Source organism: Flavobacterium glycogeni (assembly GCF_048286775.1).
GTDB lineage: Bacteria > Bacteroidota > Bacteroidia > Flavobacteriales > Flavobacteriaceae > Flavobacterium.
The window spans coordinates 39,518-61,609 of the sequence record NZ_JBLVPV010000009.1 but is presented as its reverse complement, the minus strand read 5'-3'; the positions used below and the strand labels follow the sequence as shown (position 1 = coordinate 61,609).

Annotated in this window: 4 protein-coding genes; all 4 read right to left on the bottom strand. The window is 40.2% G+C overall.

What is annotated here, in order from left to right; genetic code table 11:
- Positions 1 to 254: 254 nt before the first annotated feature.
- On the bottom strand, positions 255 to 1,442 hold the full coding sequence (locus ACNQGX_RS09295; RefSeq protein WP_417975615.1) for a phosphoglycerate kinase: 1,188 nt from the start codon (positions 1,440 to 1,442) through the stop codon (positions 255 to 257).
- A 400-nt stretch (positions 1,443 to 1,842) separates the two neighbouring features.
- Positions 1,843 to 2,802 carry a PorP/SprF family type IX secretion system membrane protein gene (locus ACNQGX_RS09290; protein WP_417975614.1) on the bottom strand — a complete coding sequence of 320 codons (960 nt, stop codon included), beginning with the start codon at positions 2,800 to 2,802 and terminating at the stop codon, positions 1,843 to 1,845.
- Between the two features lie 47 nt (positions 2,803 to 2,849).
- A complete protein-coding gene (locus ACNQGX_RS09285) occupies positions 2,850 to 18,929 on the bottom strand; it encodes a T9SS type B sorting domain-containing protein (RefSeq protein WP_417975613.1) in 16,080 nt (5,359 codons plus the stop codon).
- Positions 18,930 to 19,130: 201 nt separating this feature from the next.
- On the bottom strand, positions 19,131 to 22,091 hold the full coding sequence (locus tag ACNQGX_RS09280) for a PorP/SprF family type IX secretion system membrane protein (protein WP_417975612.1): 2,961 nt from the start codon (positions 22,089 to 22,091) through the stop codon (positions 19,131 to 19,133).
- Between the last annotated feature and the right edge of the window lies 1 nt (position 22,092).

Sequence of the window (22,092 nt, the reverse complement as noted above, 5' to 3'; positions counted from 1 at the left end):
TTTTTACAAACTTAACAGGTTTAAACTAAAAAATTCTATAAATGTTGTTAAAAATGCAATCTTTCGTTCATTTGTAAAGAATTTTCAGTGGTTTTTGAGGCAAAAATCCCTTTAAAAAATCAATTCTTGAAATTTAACACAAAAAAACCTCAGCGATAAATAGTATCACTAAGGTTTTCATTGAATTCTGATACCGTTTTTAATTTGAAATCATTACAAATCAAACGGTTTGTATTTGTTTAGCAATAGCTGTATTAGTCAAGAATAGCTGCTATTCCAGGCAATGTTCTGCCTTCAAGCATTTCTAACATGGCACCACCACCAGTTGATACGTAACTCATTTTTTCTTCCAGACCAAATTGTTTTACCGCTGCTACAGAATCTCCTCCACCTACAAGTGAGAACGCTCCGTTTGTAGTTGATTCAGCAATGAAGTTCCCCAAAGCGATCGTTCCATTAGCAAAATTTTCCATTTCAAAAACACCTAATGGGCCATTCCAAAGGATTGTTTTAGAATCCATAATTACTTTTTTGAAGTTTTCCAAAGATTTTGGTCCTGCATCCAAACCTTGCCATCCATCAGGAATTGCTGAAACGTCAACAATTTGAGTATCGGCAGTATTTGAAAAAGCATTTGCAGCCACAACATCAACCGGAATGTGAATTTGAACTCCTTTTTCCTTAGCCAATCTCAAGATTTCCAATGCCAATTCTTGTTTGTCATCTTCACAAATAGAATCTCCAATTTTACCTCCTAATGCTTTCACAAAAGTAAATGTCATTCCACCACCAATAATCATGTGGTCTACTTTGTCCAAAATATTCTCAATAACCGTAATTTTAGAAGAAACTTTAGATCCACCAAGAACTGCTGTTACTGGTTTTTCACTGTTTTTCAAAACTTTGTTTAAGCTTTCGATTTCTTTAGCCAATAATAATCCGAAACATTTTTCAGTTGGAAAGAACTGAGCGATAATTGTAGTCGAAGCGTGTGCTCTGTGCGCCGTTCCAAAAGCGTCATTTACATAAATATCACCAAGTGACGCTAATTCTTTTGCGAAAGCAACATCTCCAGCTTCTTCTTCGTCATGAAAACGTAGATTTTCTAATAATAAAACTTCTCCTGCCTGTAATTTTTCCGCAGCAGTCGCAGCTTCTGAACCAATACAGTTTGAAGCAAACTGAACCGGTACTCCAAGCACTTCTGAAGTTGTTTTCAGGATGTGTTTCAATGAATATTTCTCTTCAACACCTTTTGGTCTGCCTAAATGTGACATCAAAATTACGCTTCCGCCTTGAGCAAGAATGGCATCAATTGTAGGTTTTGCCGCTTCGATACGGGTCGCATCCGTTACGTTGAAATTTTCGTCCAAAGGCACATTAAAATCAACACGTATTATTGCTTTTTTAGTTGCAAAATCAAAGTCATTTAAAGTTTTCATCAGGTATTTTTTTAGTTTGTTTTTTGAAAGAAAAACAAATATAGAACTTTTAAATTATTAATAAATTTGAAAAACTTAGAAAAAAACAGCTTTTACCAACGAAATCGTTGTAAATCTTTTAAAAGTTTAAGAGTTATGAGTTAGACGTTATGGGTTAGGCGTTAGGATTGTGGTCTAAACCTCATCATTTTTAATTCAGTCCTTTTGGGTTTTGGAATGAGGAATATTCGCTCAATCATTTCACCCTATAATCATTCCTTTACTATGACAAAGATACTGTACTAAAAATGTGTAAGTTAAAAGCTGAATGTTGTTCAGAAGTGTAGGGGTTAAACTAAAGTCACTAATCTTTAACGCATAACGCCTAACTTTTAACCCCTAACCCTCAACGGATAACCCGTTAATCGTGAACCGGACCTTGGGTACAAGGGCAATTACTGATGCCTTGAAGAAAATCAAGCCCGATGGTGATAACATGTGTACCGGCGTTGAATGCCCCTATCTGATTTAATGCTAATTGATACGAATAGCCAAAATAGAAATTAGATTTTTTTAGACCGACCATAGGTCCAACACTGTTTGGTTTTAACAATTGATCATTCAAGAAACGATACGACATACCCGCCCAATAATAGTCATTGTAGCGGTCGTAATGCCTGTATTTTACGTTAAAATCCGTACTAGAACGTTTATCACTTGCAAATAATTGATAGTAGACTGAGGGCTCAATATCAAATTTATTGTTATCCCCTTTGATAACATAACCCGAATATATCTGATAGTTACGAATCAAATCGGGTTCGATGCCTGAGAAATTCTCAATGTCTTTATTCAGAATGTTACTGGCATTGAAACTCATAAAAAAGCTCTTGTTTCTATACAAAAAACCTACATCAAAGTTGTTATTGGAATTGAAGCGGTTGTCGGTGATACTCGGGTCGAAAGTACCTGGTTTAGAATCTTCGATATCAATCTTAAAATTATTAATGTTGAAAGAAATACCAAAGGATAAATATTGTTTCGAATAATAATCTAAGATAATGTGGTGTGCAAATGAGACTTTGGCACCCGCTTGTCTGGTGTATCCGTTTTTGTCATTGTAAACAGACAATCCAACACCTGATTGATCGGCAATTCTAAAATCGGCGTAAATCGATTGGTTGTTGGGTGCGTCTTTAATCCCGACCCACTGCGTTAATCCGTTGGCGCGAATTCTTAGGTTATCTCCAATTCCCGCAAAGGTAGGAGAAACAACAAAAGGGTTGTCGGCCAAATACTGCGTAAAAACGGGCAAATTAAGCTCTTGACTGTAACCTGAAGTTACAGTCAAAAGAAAAATAGATATGATGAATTTTTTCATTTTTTGAATATTTTTTAAATAAGACAACCTGCTAAATCGAAACTATGTTATCTATAAAGGGTAAAGTGACCAACAAACTCACGTGCATCTTTCACGGCATTCAGTTTCAGAATATACCAGTAGTCTCCAGAAGGAAGTTCGGTTCCATTGTATTTCCCATCCCAAGATTGTCCTTGTCTAAAAGTGGCTAATTTACGGCCGTATCTATCAAAAACTAAAAATTCTAAGTCTTTATAATTTTCAGTTTTTAAAGGCTCCCAATTGTCGTTGGTTCCGTTTCCATCTGGCGTAAAAATAGTAGGTATTTCGATATCTATAAATTCAAAATACTCCTTAGCCGCAGCCACACAACCATTGGCATCGGTAACGGTAACAGCATAGTATCCAGATTTGTAATAGATATAGGAATTTTTGGTACCGGTAGATTCACTCTCAAAGATAAATTGGTAAGGTCTCGAACCACCCGTAGCGGTAGCCACAATTTCATTCAATCCGCCTAGTTTTAAGCTGCTGATTTCCAACTTATCAATCACATCGATAGTAAATTTTTGTGTGTCTTTCGAACATCCATTTTTATGGTCTACTCTAATAAAGTGCGTACCAGAAACCACATCCGAGAATACTTCACTTGATTGAGAAGGACCATCTACCAAACCATTCAAAACCAAAGTGTAAATCACATCGGCAGCGTTGGTTATACTAGCATCAAGAGTTACTGTTACGGTATTACTTGATTTGTTATCCAAACAACCGTACTCTACAATTGCAATCGGGTCTAATTTTACCGCCGCGTTCATGGCAACTGTTCTTTCATCATCACAACCGTTGGCATCTAGAATGTAAACCGTATGCTCGCCTCCTGATAATTTATCAAATGTATAAGGCATTTGAGCCAATGTAAGCGTTGTATAGTTCGGATTAGCTAAATTAACTTTCTTGTCTAAACTCACTTTATAAGGTCCTGTACCGTCTTTTATATCAATTGTAAAAGCACCATCCTTATCGCCATCACAAGCCTCTTCTTTTAGGATTTTGGTTATGGCACTAATCGGATTTGGTTCGGTAATTGTAACTTTTGATACTGGGAAAGGACAACCATTGGCATCTTGCGCATAAACATTATAAGTACCTGCACGCAGACCTACAAAAGTGTTTTTATCTACCGTTTGTCTCGCGTCTGGCGGATCGATAGAATACTGGTACTTCGCAGTTCCTCCACTTGGGGTAATTATTATCCTTCCATCATTCCCTCCATTACAGCTTACTGGTTTTGATGAAAAAGCTGCCGAAAATTTAGCAGTTGGTTCTGAGATTTTAGCTGGCTTAGAAACTGTAGCACAATCCCCACTAGCAACCGTTACTAAATAATTGCCTTTAGGCAGATCCGTGAAAACACCTGGTGAAGTTTGAGTAACTACAAATGGTAACGGAAGTCCCATATTGTCTGTCAACGTATAAATATAATTGCCCAAACCACCTTGGGCAGTAGCCACGATTCTGGCGGTTCTATCACCAAAACAAATGATTTTGGCATTCGATAAATCTAAAGAAAGCGACACATTTACAACTGGAATAAAACCAATTGAGTTCGAGACTGTACTTTTACAGCCATTCGAATCCTGAACAAAATAGCTATACGTAGTGGCTACAGTCGTTTTTGGCAGTGTAAATGTTATTGGAGATACAAAAGAAGTCCAATTAGTAACTCCGTCCACACTATAGGAATAAGTACCGTTTCCGCCCGTACCAGTTAACGTAATTTCTGGTTGCTGTACACAGTCTTCTACTGTTTTAACCACTAAGCCAGCCGTTACAACGTTTGGTTCACTGATCACAATATTCGCAGAAGCACTTGAACTACAACCCCAAGCATCGGTAACCGTAACAGTATATGTTCCTGCAGTTAACCCATTAAAGATAGGCAAAAGCTGACCAACTGCCGGCGGCACAGAAGCCGGAACCGTATTTAAGGTATACCAATAATTACTTCCTTGTCCTCCAGTAGGCACATCAACAATTATAGAACCGTTAGTGTCTCCCTTGCAAGCAAGCGAAAGTGTACTTGAAGCATTCACAATAGGCGTACTAATTGGTGTTGGGTTGTCTAAAACTACCGTATCAAAGTCAACGCAACCCTTAACATCTCTTACACTTACCGTGTAAGTGCCTTTTGACAATCCGGTAAAGCTAAATTGAGTTGCATTCCAATCTGATATAACTGTTGCGCCTAATTCTACTTTAAATTCATAACCACCATCCCATCCGCCAAGGGCAGATACAGTAATCGTACCGTCATCGTTGCCCGCAGCACAAGTAATTTCGGTGTGCTTAACGTCTATAGCAAGCGGCAGTAATGGACCATCAATGGTAAAGTTGTTCGTAACGGTACACTCCGGACTATTTTTTAATGTAGCCGAAACAGAATAAAGACCCGCTTTCAAACTTGAAATAGTAACAGGGACTACGTTTAGAGATGTACCCGAAATCGTATTTCCTAATTTATCCGTAATTACATAATCAAAAGGTCCTGCATCATCGACTGGAACTGGTTGTTGGTCTATCATAAACAAGGTTACATTTCCTTCTGAACCATCGGCGCAAATAACATCCGAAACCTTAGTTACTTGTAGTTCAAAAGTATTCGGGTTGTTTACATAATGCATGGTTTTTATGCTGCAACCTGTAACAGTATTTGTAACGGTGATTAAATAATCTCCAAGGGTCAATCCCGGAAAGAGACCAGTAGTATTAGTAGTAAGCGGAAACGTACTACCTGCAGTCTTCGCTTCGGCTGTATAGCTCAAAGTGGGTGCTACTCCTCCATTGGTAATTACGTTAACATCTACCTGAATCGTTTCGGTAGTAGCGGTACATGTAATGGCTTTTGTAACCGTAATGGCTGGGTCTGCAAAATCGATGCTTACAAAAGGATCAATTATTAAACTACCAACAGCCGTTTGTCCAGAGCATCCATTGTCATCCTTTACGACAATGCTGTAATCGCCACCAAGCAAATCAGTCTCGGTATATACATATTCCGTCGCAGGAGCTATAATTGTCCCTTGCTCCACTAAAGTACCGTCTCTGTAGACATCGTACGAAGTATAGTTTCCGGAACCTCCCGTTGGTGCTTTTACGGTTATCGTAGCATAATTGGTTCCGTTGGTAGTGGCGTTACAACCGTATGGAGTAACAATTGGAGCGACGGTAACCAAATCTATAGGAGCTGGTTCGTCTACAAGGATAGGTTTAGAATCCTTACAGCCTCTGGCAGAAATCACCGTAACCGTATATGTATCTTTAGGAAGATTCGTAAACACGTTGCCTACTAAAACAACACCTACAGGACTAGGACTAATGGTATAGGTATAAACGGGATTATTATTGGTACCCACTGGCGTAGTTGGGAGTGTCACGGTAATTGTTCCGTCGCTACCGCCATTACAGGACACGTCTTTTGGAGTTAATACTATACCAGTAACTAAAGTAGCTGCTTTCAAATCTACTTTTACTTCAAAAGTACATTTGGTCGTTATATCACGAACCGTGATTGTATGTTGGCCAACCGCCAATCCTGGAAACTTAATAAGAGCTCCATAGGCTGAGGCACCAATTTTATATTCATAATTTGTAGAACCACCTGCAGCTTCTACTTCAATACTACCATCATCTGCGTAACAGCTTGGAGGATTTTGAGCGATAACTTTTAAGGTCAAAGGCTCTAAAATCGTTATTTTATAAGGTGTCGCCACGTTCGTACAGCCGTTTTTGTCTTTTACGATGATATAATAATCACCCGGAGCCGACACTTCAAATGGCTGAACGGTTTGGTAACCTTGACCAAAGTCGAATTCAAAAGGACCAACTCCTGTAACTCCTGTGATTAAATCGATTGTGAAATGGTATTTACCTGACGCATCCGCACATTGGCTAACAACGTCTGCTTTTGCAATCGTTGGCAAAGGATCTAACGTAATAACTTGCGGATGGTTTACCGGACAGCCATTGGCATCCTGAACGTACACCATCCAGTCCATGTCTACCCCGTTGTTGGTGTCTATCTCCAATACTTTGTTGCTTCCAAAAACGGTTGGTGCAAGATCACCCGCTTTCACAACGGCATAACCATAGCTTTCGGTACCACCAGCGGCAGTAACGGTTATGGTTGCTTTTTTCTTATCACAATTAATGTTGGTGGCTTCGGAAGTGAAATCTAGCACTGCCACTGGCTGTTTAATCTCGAAATCAGTTACTGTGGCAACACAACCAGAAACCTTGTCTGTTACTGTGAATGTATATTTTCCTGCACTTAATCCAGTATAGGTAATCACATCACCAACTTGTGACGGAGTATTTGTAGCAGGAATAGTAGCTAAAGAATAAGTGTATTGACTAGCCGTGATATAATTACTTACCTCAAAAGAAACCGAACCCGTGCTATCTCCATAACAATACACATCGTTGCCCAGCTGTGGGATAACGCTAATTTCATTGGCTTTTTTAATTTCAATAGGTTTTTCAATGCTACAACCTATTATCAAATCAGTTACTTTGATTTGATAGCTGACATCTGGCTGTAAACCTGGGAACTCATTCGAGCCTAGGCCTGTTCCGGTCATGCTAATAGGAGAAATGATCTCATATTTATAAGAACCCGATCCGCCAGCTACCGCAGTAACTTTCACGGTACTTTCCTTAGGATTTGTGCTGCAATAAATAGGCGTTGCCCCTAAGGTCATTGTAGTTGGCGGGTTAAAAGCCACTACTGGAATAGAGCCATTAAACTCACAAGCATTAGCATCTAACACTTTATAAGTAACCGTTTGTGCGCTACTGACTGCAAATGTATTAGAAATATCAAAAGCTCCATCATTAAAACTATAGGTGTACGGAGCGGTTCCTGTAGTAGGAACTGCGATGGTAACCACAGCATCTTCAGGGGTGTTGCTTGCATTACAACCAAATAGTTTTACACTAGCAGTGGTAGTCAAAATAGCTGGTGTTTTAATTTCTACCTCTTGCTCTGCCGATGGACAATCTTTGCTGTCTTTAACTATAATCTTGTATTTGCCTGTAGGTAATCCTGTGATTTTAGCTAAAGGTTTGAAAACGCCTCCGTCAATATTGTATTTATAAGGCGCTAATCCGTCTTTTGGAGTAATGGTAATTGTTCCGTCTGAACTTCCAAAACAGCTTACTAAGGTTTCTATATGGGTGAAATCTGGAGTTGTTTTTGCGGTTATCGTAATTTTATCCGATTGGTCTGTACAGCCTTGGCTATCGGTGCTCACAAAATAATAATCGCCCGCAGTAGTAATACTTTGTATAAAGCTTGCCCCAAGAACTGGCGTACCTACTGCAGTTCCTGACGGCGCTGTTCCAGCATAAAGTTGGGTAGAATAAGGAGCTACACCAAAGTCAACCGTTATTTTAACCGTTGCGTCTGGGGATAAAGAGCAATCTAAATCCTTGGTACGCGTAGCGGTTTGCTCCAGTTGTTTTTCAATTTTGTAAGTCACAAAAGCCTCACAACCATTATCGTCTCTAATTCCTAATTTATAAGTACCCGGAGCTGTCAATGTAGCCGTCGATGTGGCTAAATCAGCACCGTCTAGGGTGTAGGTTTTCGAGCCTCCATAAACGGTGGTCAAAGGACCTAAATCAACTGTTAGATTGGCACCTGTGAAACATTGCTGCGCAGGCGCAATAATCGTTGGCATAACATCTTTCGTGATTGTAATGTTGTCAAAAGCAGTACAGCCATTGGCATCTTTCACATACACATCTACGCTCCAAGTCGTTACAGCACCCACGGTTACCCCATTGGTAAGCGTTGCTGTGTCAAGGTTTGTATTATCGCTAAAAACCGTTGGCACAGTAGGTCCTGCTTCCACAAAAGCATACTCATAGGTTGCCGTTCCTCCTGTTGGAGTCATTGTAACTAGACTATTAGTATTGTTACAATTCACATTCGAAGCCACAGCTGTAAGGCCTAAAACCATTGCGGGTTGTGTAATTGTAACCGGTTTAGTTATAGGACAATGAGTCGTATTGTCTGTTACTGTTACGTTATAGGTTCCTTCTTTCAGGTCTGTTAATGTAAAGACATCGTTCACCACCGTACTTTCCGTGAAAGTCAGCCCCGCTGGGTTGGTTACTACTGTAATGTCATAATTTCCGCTTGCGCTAAATCCTGATACGGTAAATTTTGCTTTTCCTGTAGCCGCATTAAAACAGTCTACATTGGCAGTCACTTCTTCTTGTAATTGTATTGGGATAACCGCAGCAATTTCGAGTGGTTTTTCGTCAATACAGCCCTTAGCATCCGTAACACGGAAAATATAATTGCCCGCAGCTACTGCAAGGAAAACATCGTTATCCGTTTGAGTAGCAATAACAATTCCGTCAGAACTTTTAGCCATTGTATAGGTAAATGGTGCTACACCATCCGTTTTATTCAAGCTTACCGTAGTGGTTTTATCGGTACAATCGATCACCGGCGTAAAACTAGGCGCTAAAGTTGGCGGTACTAATGCATTTACATTTACCGTTTGCTTTGCTGTAAAACAGCCATTGGCATCTTTTACAATAATATCATAATCACCGGCAATAGTCGTCTTGTGAACAGGATCAAAAGAATAATTCCCTCCGTTATTAAAACTATATTCCAAGTCACCCGTTCCACCAGAGGCGGTAACGGTGATTGTGGCTTGATTGGCATCATTATTAAGTCCGCACGTTAATTGAACTACGTCAATTTTTGTTATTACTATAGCCGCAGGATCTGTAAGAGTTACTGAGATCTTTTCTACACAGTCATCGGTGTCTTTTACATAATAATCAACCGGATTTTCTAGAGCGGTTTGGCTAAAGACATTGTTGGTATCATAGGTTCCGGCAATTCCTTTTTTATACTCATAACTTCCCGTTCCGCCTGTAGCGCTAACTATTACTTGGCCAGCAAAGCCCACACAAAGTGGCTGGGTTACATCTACCTTAGGTACAATTAGCTCTAAAGGGTCAATTTTTACAGTAGTCGTTTCAGAACAAACACCGTCAGATACTTCGAAGGTATAATCGCCGTCAGCTAAACCTGTAAAAATTCCAGAAGAGGCTCCTGTAGTATTGATGGTCGCTCCTACCGTGATTGCGTAAGTGTAAGTTGCAGCATTACCGCCTCCGGCCTTAACCGTTACCGTGGCATTGGGCGCTGGCGATTTACAATCTAAAGGTTTGGTTAAAGTAGGCGTCAGCGTTAATTGCTCGTTGATAACAAAAGGAGTCGAAGCCACGCAGCCATTGCCGTCTTTTAGGTTCAGGGTATATGTTCCCGGTAAGAGATTAAATTTAGGATCGCTTTTATAAGCCCCTTTTACCGCACCATTATCTACACTATAGGTTACTGGTCCAACAAGAACTGCGGTATTCCCTGTGATAGTTATCGGTAGTGGCGTTCCAGTATAACAAAGCGCGACTTGGGCACCAATTGTAGGAGTTGGATCTAGTTTTACCTCTACATCGGCTTTTATAATACAGCCATATGCATCTTTAGCGTACACATCATACTTTCCGGCATCTTTATAAAAAGTATTCGGATTAGCAAACGTAGTTGGAGCCATTGCACCATCTGCAACAATGGCATATTGATACGGGCTGGTTCCGTTCTGGGCAATAGCGGTTATGCTACCGGCATTGGTAGTACAACTATTGTCGTTTTTAGGACTGCTGGCGTTTAGTGTCAAAGCAGTAGCCGATTCAGTAATTCTAAAAGGAGCCGTCACGATGGCACAGCCATCATTAGAACCCGAAGTTTCGGTAACTAACACATAATAACTTCCAATCGCCAAACCTTTGATAAGTGGTAGTGAAAATTCAAATCCGAAATCAGCCACCGTTAATTTTCCAGGAACCACTGGCACTGAAACTAAATCGGCAGCCGGCACTGTGCCAATAGCTGAAATCCCTGTGGTTAGTAAGGTTGATGAGTTGAAAATTTCATATTTCACACCAACAGGCGTAGCATAATTATTGAGTATCGTTAAATCTACCGCTCCATTAGCGTCTCCTTTACATCGAATTGCTTTGCCAATTCCGGTAGCGGTTAGCGTAGATTGTGTTGGTATGGCATTTTTAAACTCTTGGTAGTAATAACATTTCGAAATCTCATCATACACGATAAAGCTATAGGTTACTCCCGGTATTAAGCCTGGGAATGTCGCTTTTTTACTTCCTGGAGGAGCTTCTTGCAACCAGTCCGTATCTCCAACAGTGTATTTAATTCCGGGTTTGAAGATGGCAAACCAAAAAGGACCAGCTCCGGAACCAGCTGATGTTATTGCTATTTCTGCAGAAGCAGTAGTTCCACAAGCGGGAGCTGCTCCAATTATTACAAGTCCTAAACCTCCGGGTGGCCTGGTAATTTCTATATTATCATCAGTCCAAGAGCAACCTTTACTATCGGTAACTACTATTTTGTATATACCGTAATCGATAATATCAAATTTTAAAGTTAATCCGGTACCTCCAACAACTCCAGTTTTTTGTTGCGGAGCATACCCCATATAACTTGTTAAATCAATAGTATAAGGGCCAGTTCCTTCGGTAATGCTGGTTATTTCAATTTTCCCTTTTGTCTCACCAGAATTATCTAAATTACAAGTAATACCTGTTGGGATATTAGTTACAGCAATTTTTTTAGGATCAACAATCTCGATGTCTCTAAAAGCTTCGCAACCTTTTGAATCGGTAAGGGTGACTCTATAAAAACCAGCCGCTAGGCCCGATGTTTGTACTCCTAAATCAGTTAGCAGTGTTGCATACGTATTATCCGTATATTGTTTTACATTAATTACAAAAGGCCCCATCCCTTGGGTGTTATCATAAGTAACGGTTATTGCGGCATTCGAATCTCCGTTACATAACACAGCAGTAGCCAGCACAATTGGGTTTAAAACGGGTTGAACGGGATCGGTAACGGCTACAGGCTCAGTTGTAAAAACACATAATTTTGTGTCGGTAATTTCAAACTTATAATTTCCCGCTGTAGCGAAAGTTTCCGAGAATGTTGCCGTAGCGCTGGTTTTTACAACGCCATCTGTTACTCCATCCTTATAAATTTTATAGCTAAAAGGAGCAAAGCCGTTGGTAATGCTCACGTTCATTTTCGCATCTTTTGGTACTGAGCACGTAAGGTTTTTTTCTAAATCAGCTTGAGCTATTCGTTGCTTGTCAACGGTATAATCTACCTTTTCTGTACAGTTGTTCGCATCTTTCACACCGAAAGTGTAAGTTCCTGCTGCTTTAATTTCGTAGGTGTTGCCCGTAATAGTAGCACTGTTTACACTATACACCAATGGTGCTTTTCCTGTTCCTACAAGGGTAATTGTAGTAAAAGGAGCCCCTGTAAAACAGAAAGCTGCTGGCGCAGGCAAAGTGACTAGCGGATCTTTGTCAACAGCCACATCCCCTATTTTTTTGGCACAGCTATTTGCATCGAGTACCCAAACATCCCAGTTTGGAGTTGCAGGGTTTAAATTACCAATATTAGTTGCTTTATAATCTCCCGCAACTGGTATTACGCCATCTGCTACAAAAGCATATTTATAAGGCCCTTTGCCTCCTTTTGCGGTTACAGTAACGGTAGCCGTAGGGGTAATACAGTTGGCATTCACATTAGTAAAAGAATCTAATTCTAAAACTGGCGCTTCGGTAATAGTAAAAGAAACGTCTTTATAACAAGTGGTATTGGTATCTGTAACTCTCACCGTATAAGCACCTGCTTTTAATCCTGTAACATCCACAGTATTTGCTGTAATTGTCACGGTTCCTGTAGCTGGAGTTAAAACAGCGGTGTAGGCAGTAGAATTGGTTACGTTGATTTTCGCACTTCCTGTAGCGTCGCCAAAACAAAGCACATCGACTTGCGACACTAGGCTGGCATCGATGTTAACTCTTGAAAGAATGCTTTTGTTTTCAGTATCGCTACAGCCATAGGTATCGGTCACTTTAAAAACATAATTACCAGCAATCAATCCTGTAAAAATACCCGTGTCTTTTCCGGTTACATTTATAGTTGGCCCCGATTCTATGGTATAAACCAGAGTTGGTGTACCTCCCGTTACGGTGATGGTTGCAGTACTTGTTGCCTCGCTAGCTTTACACGTAATTGTTGAAACGTTTACCGCATCAATTACAGGTGGGTTTAGCGTATTGACCACTACTGCCGTCAATGCAATGCTACAGCCGTTGTTGGTCTTATCTCGCATACTAATTGTTACACTCCCTGAGGCAGTTGTAGAATAAGTAGTACTAGGAGTATAAGTACCTCCATTATAGCTGTATTCGTAAACGCCACTACCTCCTGCTGGATTGCTAACGGTGATGATAGCTCCTTGAGGCGTATTATTGACTGTGCCGCAAGTTAATACCGTAGTCATTTCTGTTTTAGCCGATAATTTTTCCAATTCATCAATAACAACCGAAGTTAGTGCCGAGGTACAGCCTAACTTATCGGTAACCTGAACATCATAGGTTCCAGCTATTAAACCGGTAAACACTCCATTAGAAACCTGAGTCACTTTGGCAGCAGCTGTTGGTAATCTTCTGGTTATGCTATAGGTATGCGGTGCTACACCCGAAGGATTTGTAATGCTAATGGTACCTGTGGCGGCTCCAAAACATTTTACATCGGTTTTATCGCTAGTCATCGTTAGCGTCGTTGTTTTTGTGTTTACCACAACTGGGGCAGAAAAAGCCTCACACATTGGCGTTGCCGCATCGGAAACTCTAAACGTATAGGTTCCGGCAATGGCTGTTACATAAGGATTTGTTGCCGTAGTATATGCACCACCACTAGAAACTTCATATTTAAGCGTCGGCGTTCCTCCTGTGGCAGTAAGATTAATAGTAGTATTTGCTGTACAAACAACATCTGCTTGGGCGACGGCGCTAAGGGTAAGTTGCGCTGCCACTTTATAGCTAGTTTGGGCAATACAGCCAAAACCATCTTTGATATATAAGGTATGGTTTCCTACTCCTAATTTGAAAATTGGCGAAGGATCGTAGGTAATATTGTCAACACTATAACTTGGGGTTCCTGTTACGGTACCACTTATGGTTACTGTAAGATCTGTTCCGGTATAACATTGAGTTGCTGGATTATCAATTTTTGGCGCATTTTCTGCAGTAATGCTAACATCCACTTTAGTCGTACAGCTGTTGGCATCTTTTACATAGACGGTCCAATTTTTGTCAGTTCCATTATTAGTATCTACCGTTAAAACATTTTGATTTACCACATAGCTTGGTGCTGTGTTATCGTCCTTTTCCAAAACCGCATAGGAATAACTGGCAGTTCCTCCAGAAACGGTTACCGTAATTTCGGACTCATCATTATTACAGCTAATCTTCGTTGGTATTGCACTCACAATAACTAATGCTGTTGGTTCCTTTAATTCTATGGCATACGTTGCCGGACAAGAGGTTTTTTTGTCTGTTAGGGTAATCGTATAAACTCCTTTGGTTAGAGCAGCAGGCACAACAATCGTCGTTTTTGTTTCCGCTTGATTCGTACCGCTTTGGATAGTAGCATCCGCAGCATTTTTAATCACATAGTCATAGCCTCTATCTTTTACTCCAGCCACGGTAAACTGTATTTTTCCGGTACCACCAAAACAATTAATGGCTGTAAGTATTGAACCACCAGCGGTAATATCCGGAACAGCTTTTACATTATACACCATATCAAAACTACATCCACTTTTATCTGTGGCTCTAAAAATATAATCTCCTGGATTAAGATTGTATTGTCCAGATGATTCTATTGGAATACTAGTGCCTGAAGGTTGAGAAGTAACTTGGTAACGAATAGGTGCTGATCCACCTATTGCCTGAAATTTAACATGTGCTTGATAGGCTGGACATTCTAAACCTGTTTCAAAAAACACATCAATACCTATTGGTCCACTTAAAGCAGCTACTATTATTTTCAAAACTTCCGATACGCAGCCATTTTTGTCTTTGATAGTGGCTGTAACCTCTCCAGAAGCAGTTGTAGAAAAGGTATTTGCTGGTTTATAGTTACCTCCGTTAAAACTATAGGTATATCCTCCTGCACCACCAGTCGCATCTTTAATTGTAACAATAGCGGCTGTAACTCCGGTCTTGCTACAAGCCAGCTCCGTGGCTTCAATAGTTCCGCTAACCGCTGTTGGATCCGTTAGCGTAATCTTTTGCACAGCAGACACACAGCCTTTGCTGTCTTTTACTTGGTAGGAATACTCTATTGCGCCTTTTAATCCGGTATAAATTGTTGTTGGGGTAAACGTAGCAGTAGCAAAGGCAGTAGTTTGGGCAAACTTATAGGTATATCCCGGAGAACCAGCCGCAGCTTCTAATAGTACTTCGCCATTGGCATATCCAGTACATTTTGGATCAGTAGGCGTTGCTTTTACCGTTGGGTTTGTAATTGCGTTTACCGTAGCTTCTGTACTTGTAACACAGCCTAGCTTATCAGTAATTTGAAATTTATAAACCCCTGAAGTGGCAGTGGTGAACGTGAATTTTCTTTCATCAGCAGTCCCTGCGGCTGTTGGCTGAACAAATGTTCCCGCAATTGGCCCTGAAACTTTAGTTACTACAAACGGAGCCGTTCCGCCCGAGATTGTTCCTATAATCACTGCATCTTTGGCAGGATCACAGTTTAATTCTGTGGTGCTGTCTATCTTGGCCGTTAACTTGGCATTAATCACTTGGCTTGCCGGTACTGCCGTTACACATCCGTAGCTGTCCGTAATCTCGAAGGTATAGGTACCTGGAGTAGTCGCTTTGTAAGTAAACGATGTCGCTGAAAAAGCAGTACTTGGCAGGTTATATGCGCCAGCATCTACCTTTACTCTATAAGTATAATCAGGCACTCCCCCACTTATGTTTATGGTCATCGTGGCTCCGTTAATAGGATCAAAACACAAACTGGTATCTTGTGTTATATTTACTGTTGGGGGAACGGCAACCAACACTTTTACAGCCTTACCAACTGGAGTTTCACATCCATTGGCATCTTTTACAAATACGGTGTAATCGCCTGCAGGAATTCCTTTAAACGTATTATCACTAAGCTGATACGCTGTAACAACAGCTATACCATCGGCTTTTCTCAATTCGTAGGAGTAGGCAGGATTTCCTCCTGTTACCGTTGCGGTAATTATAGCTCCGCTAGAACAGCTTGTTGCGCCAGCAACAGCCTTTAATACTAAAGGCACGGCGTCTTTTACATCCTTTATTCCTAAAGGAATTGTACAGGCACCTCCTGGGTTGTATCTCACTTTTACGGTATAAAACCCCGCTGCTAATCCTCCCACTACAGTTGTGGCTGTTTTAGAATTGAACCATTTGGTGCCGCCATCCGTAGTGTATTCGAAACCCGCTATGGGATCAAAATTTTTAGCGATAATAGTAATGCTTCCGTCTTTTGATCCCACACATTTTACATAGGAAGAAACATTGGCCACAGCAACAAATGCTTTTTGTGAAGCCACCTCAAACGGGATTATTTTTTCGTTGGTACATGATTTTGGTATTTGATACACCTTGATGTCGTCCATAACCGCATCATTACCATTGTAATCAATACTTCCAGATCTAACATTAAACGTCAAAGATGTATTTGCGCCCGGGTCTAAAGAAACCGTTCTTAATTCCCATTTATTAGAACGCGGGATTGTAGGAATTGGTGGAATTCCTGTAGGGTTTGGAGTGGGAGGAATCGGTGGTTGTTGCGCAATCACTTTTCCTGTACTATCATCCACTAATTCGAATGAGAAACTGGGATCAGCACCCCCACTGTGATTTAGTTCCAATAAATTGGCTAAATAAGCCTCAACCATTATTGGCTGATTTGGAATAATATCGTTAATTTTTTTACTATACAATATACCATTTGGTCCCGCAGCTCCACCGATATTAACAATCAAAAACCTTCCATTGGCATCTGGAATTGCATTAGCTGCTGTAGTATGATCCTTAAAGTGGTACCATGCCGCATCACTTCTCCAAAAATCTTTTGCAACAGAATATTGATTGTCTTCAATCGATCTTGTACGTTTTCCATTACTATCTACACAGGAATAAGGTGCGGTTGTGACCTGGGTATTAAAGCAATAAGCAGCTGCAATACCAGGGGCTTTAACTGGTGGTCCAGAACCAAAATCCTCATTCAGTAAATTACTGTACGTGGGAACGGTACCCAATTTGTATTTAATTTTAATGTCATGGCTTCCCGAAGGCACATTAACAAACTGATTTGAGGTATAAGGGGCTGGTGGGTTATTGGGTGTCGTACTGGCATCTAAAAAATATTCGTAAGTATAGCTCGTACTTGGCGGGCTGGTAACCGTTACGGTACTTGTACCATCTCCGTTACAATTATAAGTAGGCGCCGATGCAGTTGCGGTAGGCTCAGCAGGTTGAGGATCTAGTGTAACTTTCATATCAAAAGTACATACTTTACCAGCATCCCTAATTGATATTGTATAGGGTGTCGCCGATGGTGCCAAGTAAGCTTCATTTACAAAACTCCAAGCTCCCCCAGCAAAACTGTATTCGTAAGGTGGTGTTCCTCCTTGCGGGTTCGTGATACGCACCCTACCAGTTCCGTTTGGTCCGCAACCAGCCAATTCCGCAACACCACCCGAAGCGGTTAATGCGGCAGCTGGCTCTTTTATGGTAATGGTTTTCTTTGGATCGTAACAAAAGCTACCGCTACCTATTTTATATCTTAGAACAACATCATAAGTAGTCGGTGGTGTAGGCCAGGGCTTGATTGGATTGCTACTATAACTGCCTCCGTTATCAAAACTATATTCCAGAGTATAGCCATTGGTATTGGTTACGACAAATTCTATTTGACCGTTGGTTTGACCGTAACAAACATCCGCTGATTTAACAGTATATTCTGGCTTAGCAAGTTGTGCAGTGGTAAAAGTAGGGATGGTATATTTACATCCTAAAGCATCTTCTACTATAATGTTATAGGTTCCTGCTGGAGCTGTAATTACGGGATTAGTTGTCGCAACAGCAGCACCATTTATATAATAATTATAGAGCGGTCCGGCAAACGGTGTTCCTCCTAATGGTTTTATGGTAATTTCTCCAGCAGTACACGTTGTTTGTTTTGTTACCACTACAGTCGCGGTTACCGGGTTCGAAGCGATTATGATTACATCTTTCTTTACCGTACAATCTGCTGTTTTAACGGTTACTTCATAAGTGCCAACGGCTAGTCCTAAAAAAGTATAATCGCTATTGGTAGTAACAATTGGCCCCCCAACAAGTGCCCCCGTACTTTTGTTATTCAGCGTATACGTATATTGCGTACCCGCACCCGCTGGCAACCCACTGACAACCACCTTTGCAGTTCCCTTATCACTACCACAAACAGGCTGCGTATACGTGATTGGTTCAATAACAAGATTGAGTGTTTTTATTTCAATAGGCGTAACCGGAAAATCACAAGTCTTCGCCGATGCGCCTGCCAATTTGATATAAACCGTATGCGTACCCGCTGCTACTCCAGGAAAAACAGGAGAGCTTTGGTAATTTCTGGTGTTATCTAAGCTAAATAAGTATCCCGTAGTAGGGCTTGTTATTGTTATGCTCCCCGGATTACCACAAATAATATCTTTGGAAGTATATTTGGGGTCTAAATCATTTTTGTAAACATTAAAATAAAAGGTGTCAAAAGAACCATTATTATAGGTTATTACAACTCTATAGGATCCTTGTGTATCTATATCATAACTTGTTCCAGTCTTAACTAACAAAGCCGATGCGCTTTTGTCCGGACAGTCTGGACTAAGCGGCAAAACAGCATTGGTTACTAGCCACTCTATTTTTTTTACATTGGCTATTCCACTCAAATCTATCTTTTTCGTGTCGAATTTTCCACACAAGTATATTTCTGAAAAATCTTCAAGATCGTTGGGACAGCTCGCTACTTTACTTGCCAAAGCAAGTATTGGATCTGGTATTGAAGCAGCAGTCTTGGCGGTCTTACTTTGGGAATAAGAACTAAAATGCAATAAAATCACTAAAACAGCAAAGGCTGCCTTAGAAAGGGTAGTTTTTTTCATGTGGTATTTGGTATTTAGCAACTTCCTTTGTAGTTTTCCTCCTCTGGTATTGGAGAAAAACTAAAAAAGGAGTTACACTGTAATGTTATGGCTAACTCTTTTTTGGTGTAGGCAAAAAAGAGTTCTTACTTTATTTCAATTCAAAAGTTTCGGTTTGAAGGTTTGTACGCCAACAAACATTTTTAAAGCAGTTTTCTTACTCTAATTTTTTTCGACTTTCACGATAATCATTTTGCCATTATATGGCTTATCTCCTTTTGTTTCCAACGCTTTGGTCGCTTCTTGTATATTGTCAAATTTGTCGTAATAAATAAAATATTCGCTTGAATTAACATTGTAAAAGAAGTTGATATTCGATTGCCCGGCTGCAACAGCTTTTGTCAAGAAAGTGTCTCTTTTGGCAACGTCATTGTGCACGGCAAGAATCACATAATAACCAGCCTCAACATTCTTAATATTTTTAAGAATTTTCATATTCGATTGCTCATCACCATAATCAAAATCTTCCGGTTTGAATTTTGTTGCACTGATTGTTGTTGTCGTTTTAATACGTTTCAATGCTTCCTGATCTTTCTGATAACGGTTGTCTTCGTTTTCAAAATTGGCTCGTTTTATTCTACGTTTTTTCTCAATTTCAGTTTCTACTTTAATTTTCTCCAATGAGCTAATTAAATTCGTATTATATTGCTCTGCCTTTAACTGTGCATTTTTCAAAGATTCAATAGTCGTCAAATAACTTTGAGTGAGTGCATCGTTTTTATTAGACACTTTTTTAATTCGTTCGTTGTATAAATTTTTGAAATTATTAAGCAAGTCATTTTGACTTTTATTTAATTCCACTATTTCTGATTTTAATGATTCTAAGGCACCATTCTCCGCAGAAACGCTCTTAAATTCTTTTGGCGCGCTTGCAATTCCTTTATCACTTAAATCATTTTCGTCTTTTAAGTCCTTGAGTTCTTTTTGTTTATCACTTACTTTTTCATTTAATTGAGTCAATAAATGTTGCTGTGTCTTTTTAGAATTATCTAACATTTGAGCCAGATTATCCATCGATTTAGCGTTCTCATCTTTTGGTACCGCATTGGCTTTAGCAAGAGCGGCAGCTGCTTTTAATTTGGCATCCTCCGCTAGTTTGGCTGCTTCGGCATCGGCTTTCGCTTTAGTATCAGCAGCTAGTTTAGCAGCCTCAGCATCCGCTTTTAATTTAGCCTCAAAAGCTAACTTGGCTCTAGCATCGGCATCTGCGTCCAGTTTCGCTTGGGCAAGAGCATCGGCTTTAGCTTGGGCATCTGCAGCTAGTTTTGCTTGAGCGAGTGCATCCGCTTTAGCTTGGGCATCTGTAGCTAGTTTCGCTTGGGCAAGAGCATCGGCTTTAGCTTGGGCATCTGCAGCTAGTTTTGCTTGAGCAAGCGCCTCTGCTTTAGCTTTGGCATCAGCCACAAGCTTTGCCTGAGCAAGAGCATCCGCTTTGGCTTTAGCATCAGCGTCAAGTTTTGCCTGAGCAAGTGCATCCGCTTTGGCTTTAGCATCAGCGGCAAGTTTCGCTTGGGCAAGTGCCTCTGCTTTAGCTTTGGCATCAGCCACAAGCTTTGCCTGGGCAAGTGCATCGGCTTTGGCTTTAGCATCAGCAGCAAGTTTCGCTTGGGCAAGTGCATCGGCTTTGGCTTTAGTATCAGCAGCAAGTTTTGCTTGGGCAAGTGCATCCGCTTTAGCTTTAGCATCTGCCGCGAGTTTTGCCTGGGCATCGGCTTTCGATTTGGCATCAGCAGCAAGTTTCGCTTGGGCAAGTGCATCGGCTTTGGCTTTAGCATCTGCCGCGAGTTTTGCCTGGGCATCGGCTTTGGATTTAGCATCAGCAGCAAGTTTCGCTTGAGCGAGTACATCAGGTTTAGGTTTAGTATCCGTTGCTGATTTTGCTTTAGCAAGAGCATCAGCTTTGGCTTTGGCATCAGCCGCAAGTTGCCCTTGAGCGAGTGCATCCGCTTTAGCCTTGGCATCTGCAGCCAATTTGGTTTGAGCAAGTGCATCTGCTTTGGCTTTTGCTGCAGCATCAGCAACTTCTTTTAATTTTTGCAATCTTCTTTCTTCTTTTTGAACTGCCAAATCAAGTTTAAGTTCCTTCAGTTTTTGAGCATCCTCAGGAGATAAAATACTAGATTCTTTTGGTTTTGCAGGAACTGATTTTCTTACTTCTGTCGGAGTAATAATAGAACCTTCTTCCTCATCATCGCCATAATAATATGAATTACTTTTAAATTTATAGGCAACAACAATTTCGTGAGAAGAGCCAAAATTTGACAAATTGCCTATACCCTTTTCAAAATTATACTCTAAAGAAATTTTTGGAGTAATATTCAAACCTATTCCGCCAGACATCCCATATACGCTATTGTAACCCGCTTGAGCCCATATTCCTTTGGGAATAGCAAACATCATTAATCCTGAAACAACCATTTTGTCTTTTTTAACCTCTGTTTTAAGTAAAGCCGAAAATTTACTTTTATCAAAAAAACCATAGGTGTCTAAATATCCCGTGTGCATGATGTGAGCTTGAATACTTTGTTCAGGATCGTCTTCGACTACTTTAGACGTTTTCAGATTATATAAAATCAGATTATTGACAGAAAGTCCAAAATCAAGAAAGGCAGTTCCATAGTTTATGCCCGGATTTATAGCAATTAAAGAATTAGAGGGAATATTATCTATAGGAAGATTGGGATCGTTACTAATTACTTTGCCTTTGTTTAAGCCACTTTTATAAAAGCTGACATTCATACCAAAAGTCAGATTGCTGTCCTGGTCTAAATAAACATTGTGTGCGTAATTTGCAATAGCCCCAAAAGTTGTTAAAACACCATAGTTTTGCTGAAATAACCCTAAAGCAATTCCTTCATTTTCCCTGAATCTTCCCGAATAATTAAATAAATACGTTTGGGGGGCATCATCAAATTGGATCCATTGCCTCTTATTGTAAAAACTGAGATATGAATTTTGTTCCCTGACAAAACTAAAGGCAGGATTAATAAGGTATTTATTGAATTTTAACGAATTCCGGGCTGGTATATTAAGGGAAACAACCCCATCTTCTTTAGCTTCTTGAGAATAAACAAATTGTTGTGAACCGTAAAAAAAAGTTATGAATAGTAAAATTTTCTTCATA

What these genes read in the sequence shown, in the direction of transcription:
- ACNQGX_RS09290 (WP_417975614.1), bottom strand. Translation starts at nt 2,802, where the DNA reads ATGAAAAAATTCATCATATCTATTTTTCTTTTGACTGTAACTTCAGGT.
- ACNQGX_RS09285 (WP_417975613.1), bottom strand. Translation starts at nt 18,929, where the DNA reads ATGAAAAAAACTACCCTTTCTAAGGCAGCCTTTGCTGTTTTAGTGATT.
- ACNQGX_RS09280 (WP_417975612.1), bottom strand. Translation starts at nt 22,091, where the DNA reads ATGAAGAAAATTTTACTATTCATAACTTTTTTTTACGGTTCACAACAA.
- ACNQGX_RS09295 (WP_417975615.1), bottom strand. Translation starts at nt 1,442, where the DNA reads ATGAAAACTTTAAATGACTTTGATTTTGCAACTAAAAAAGCAATAATA.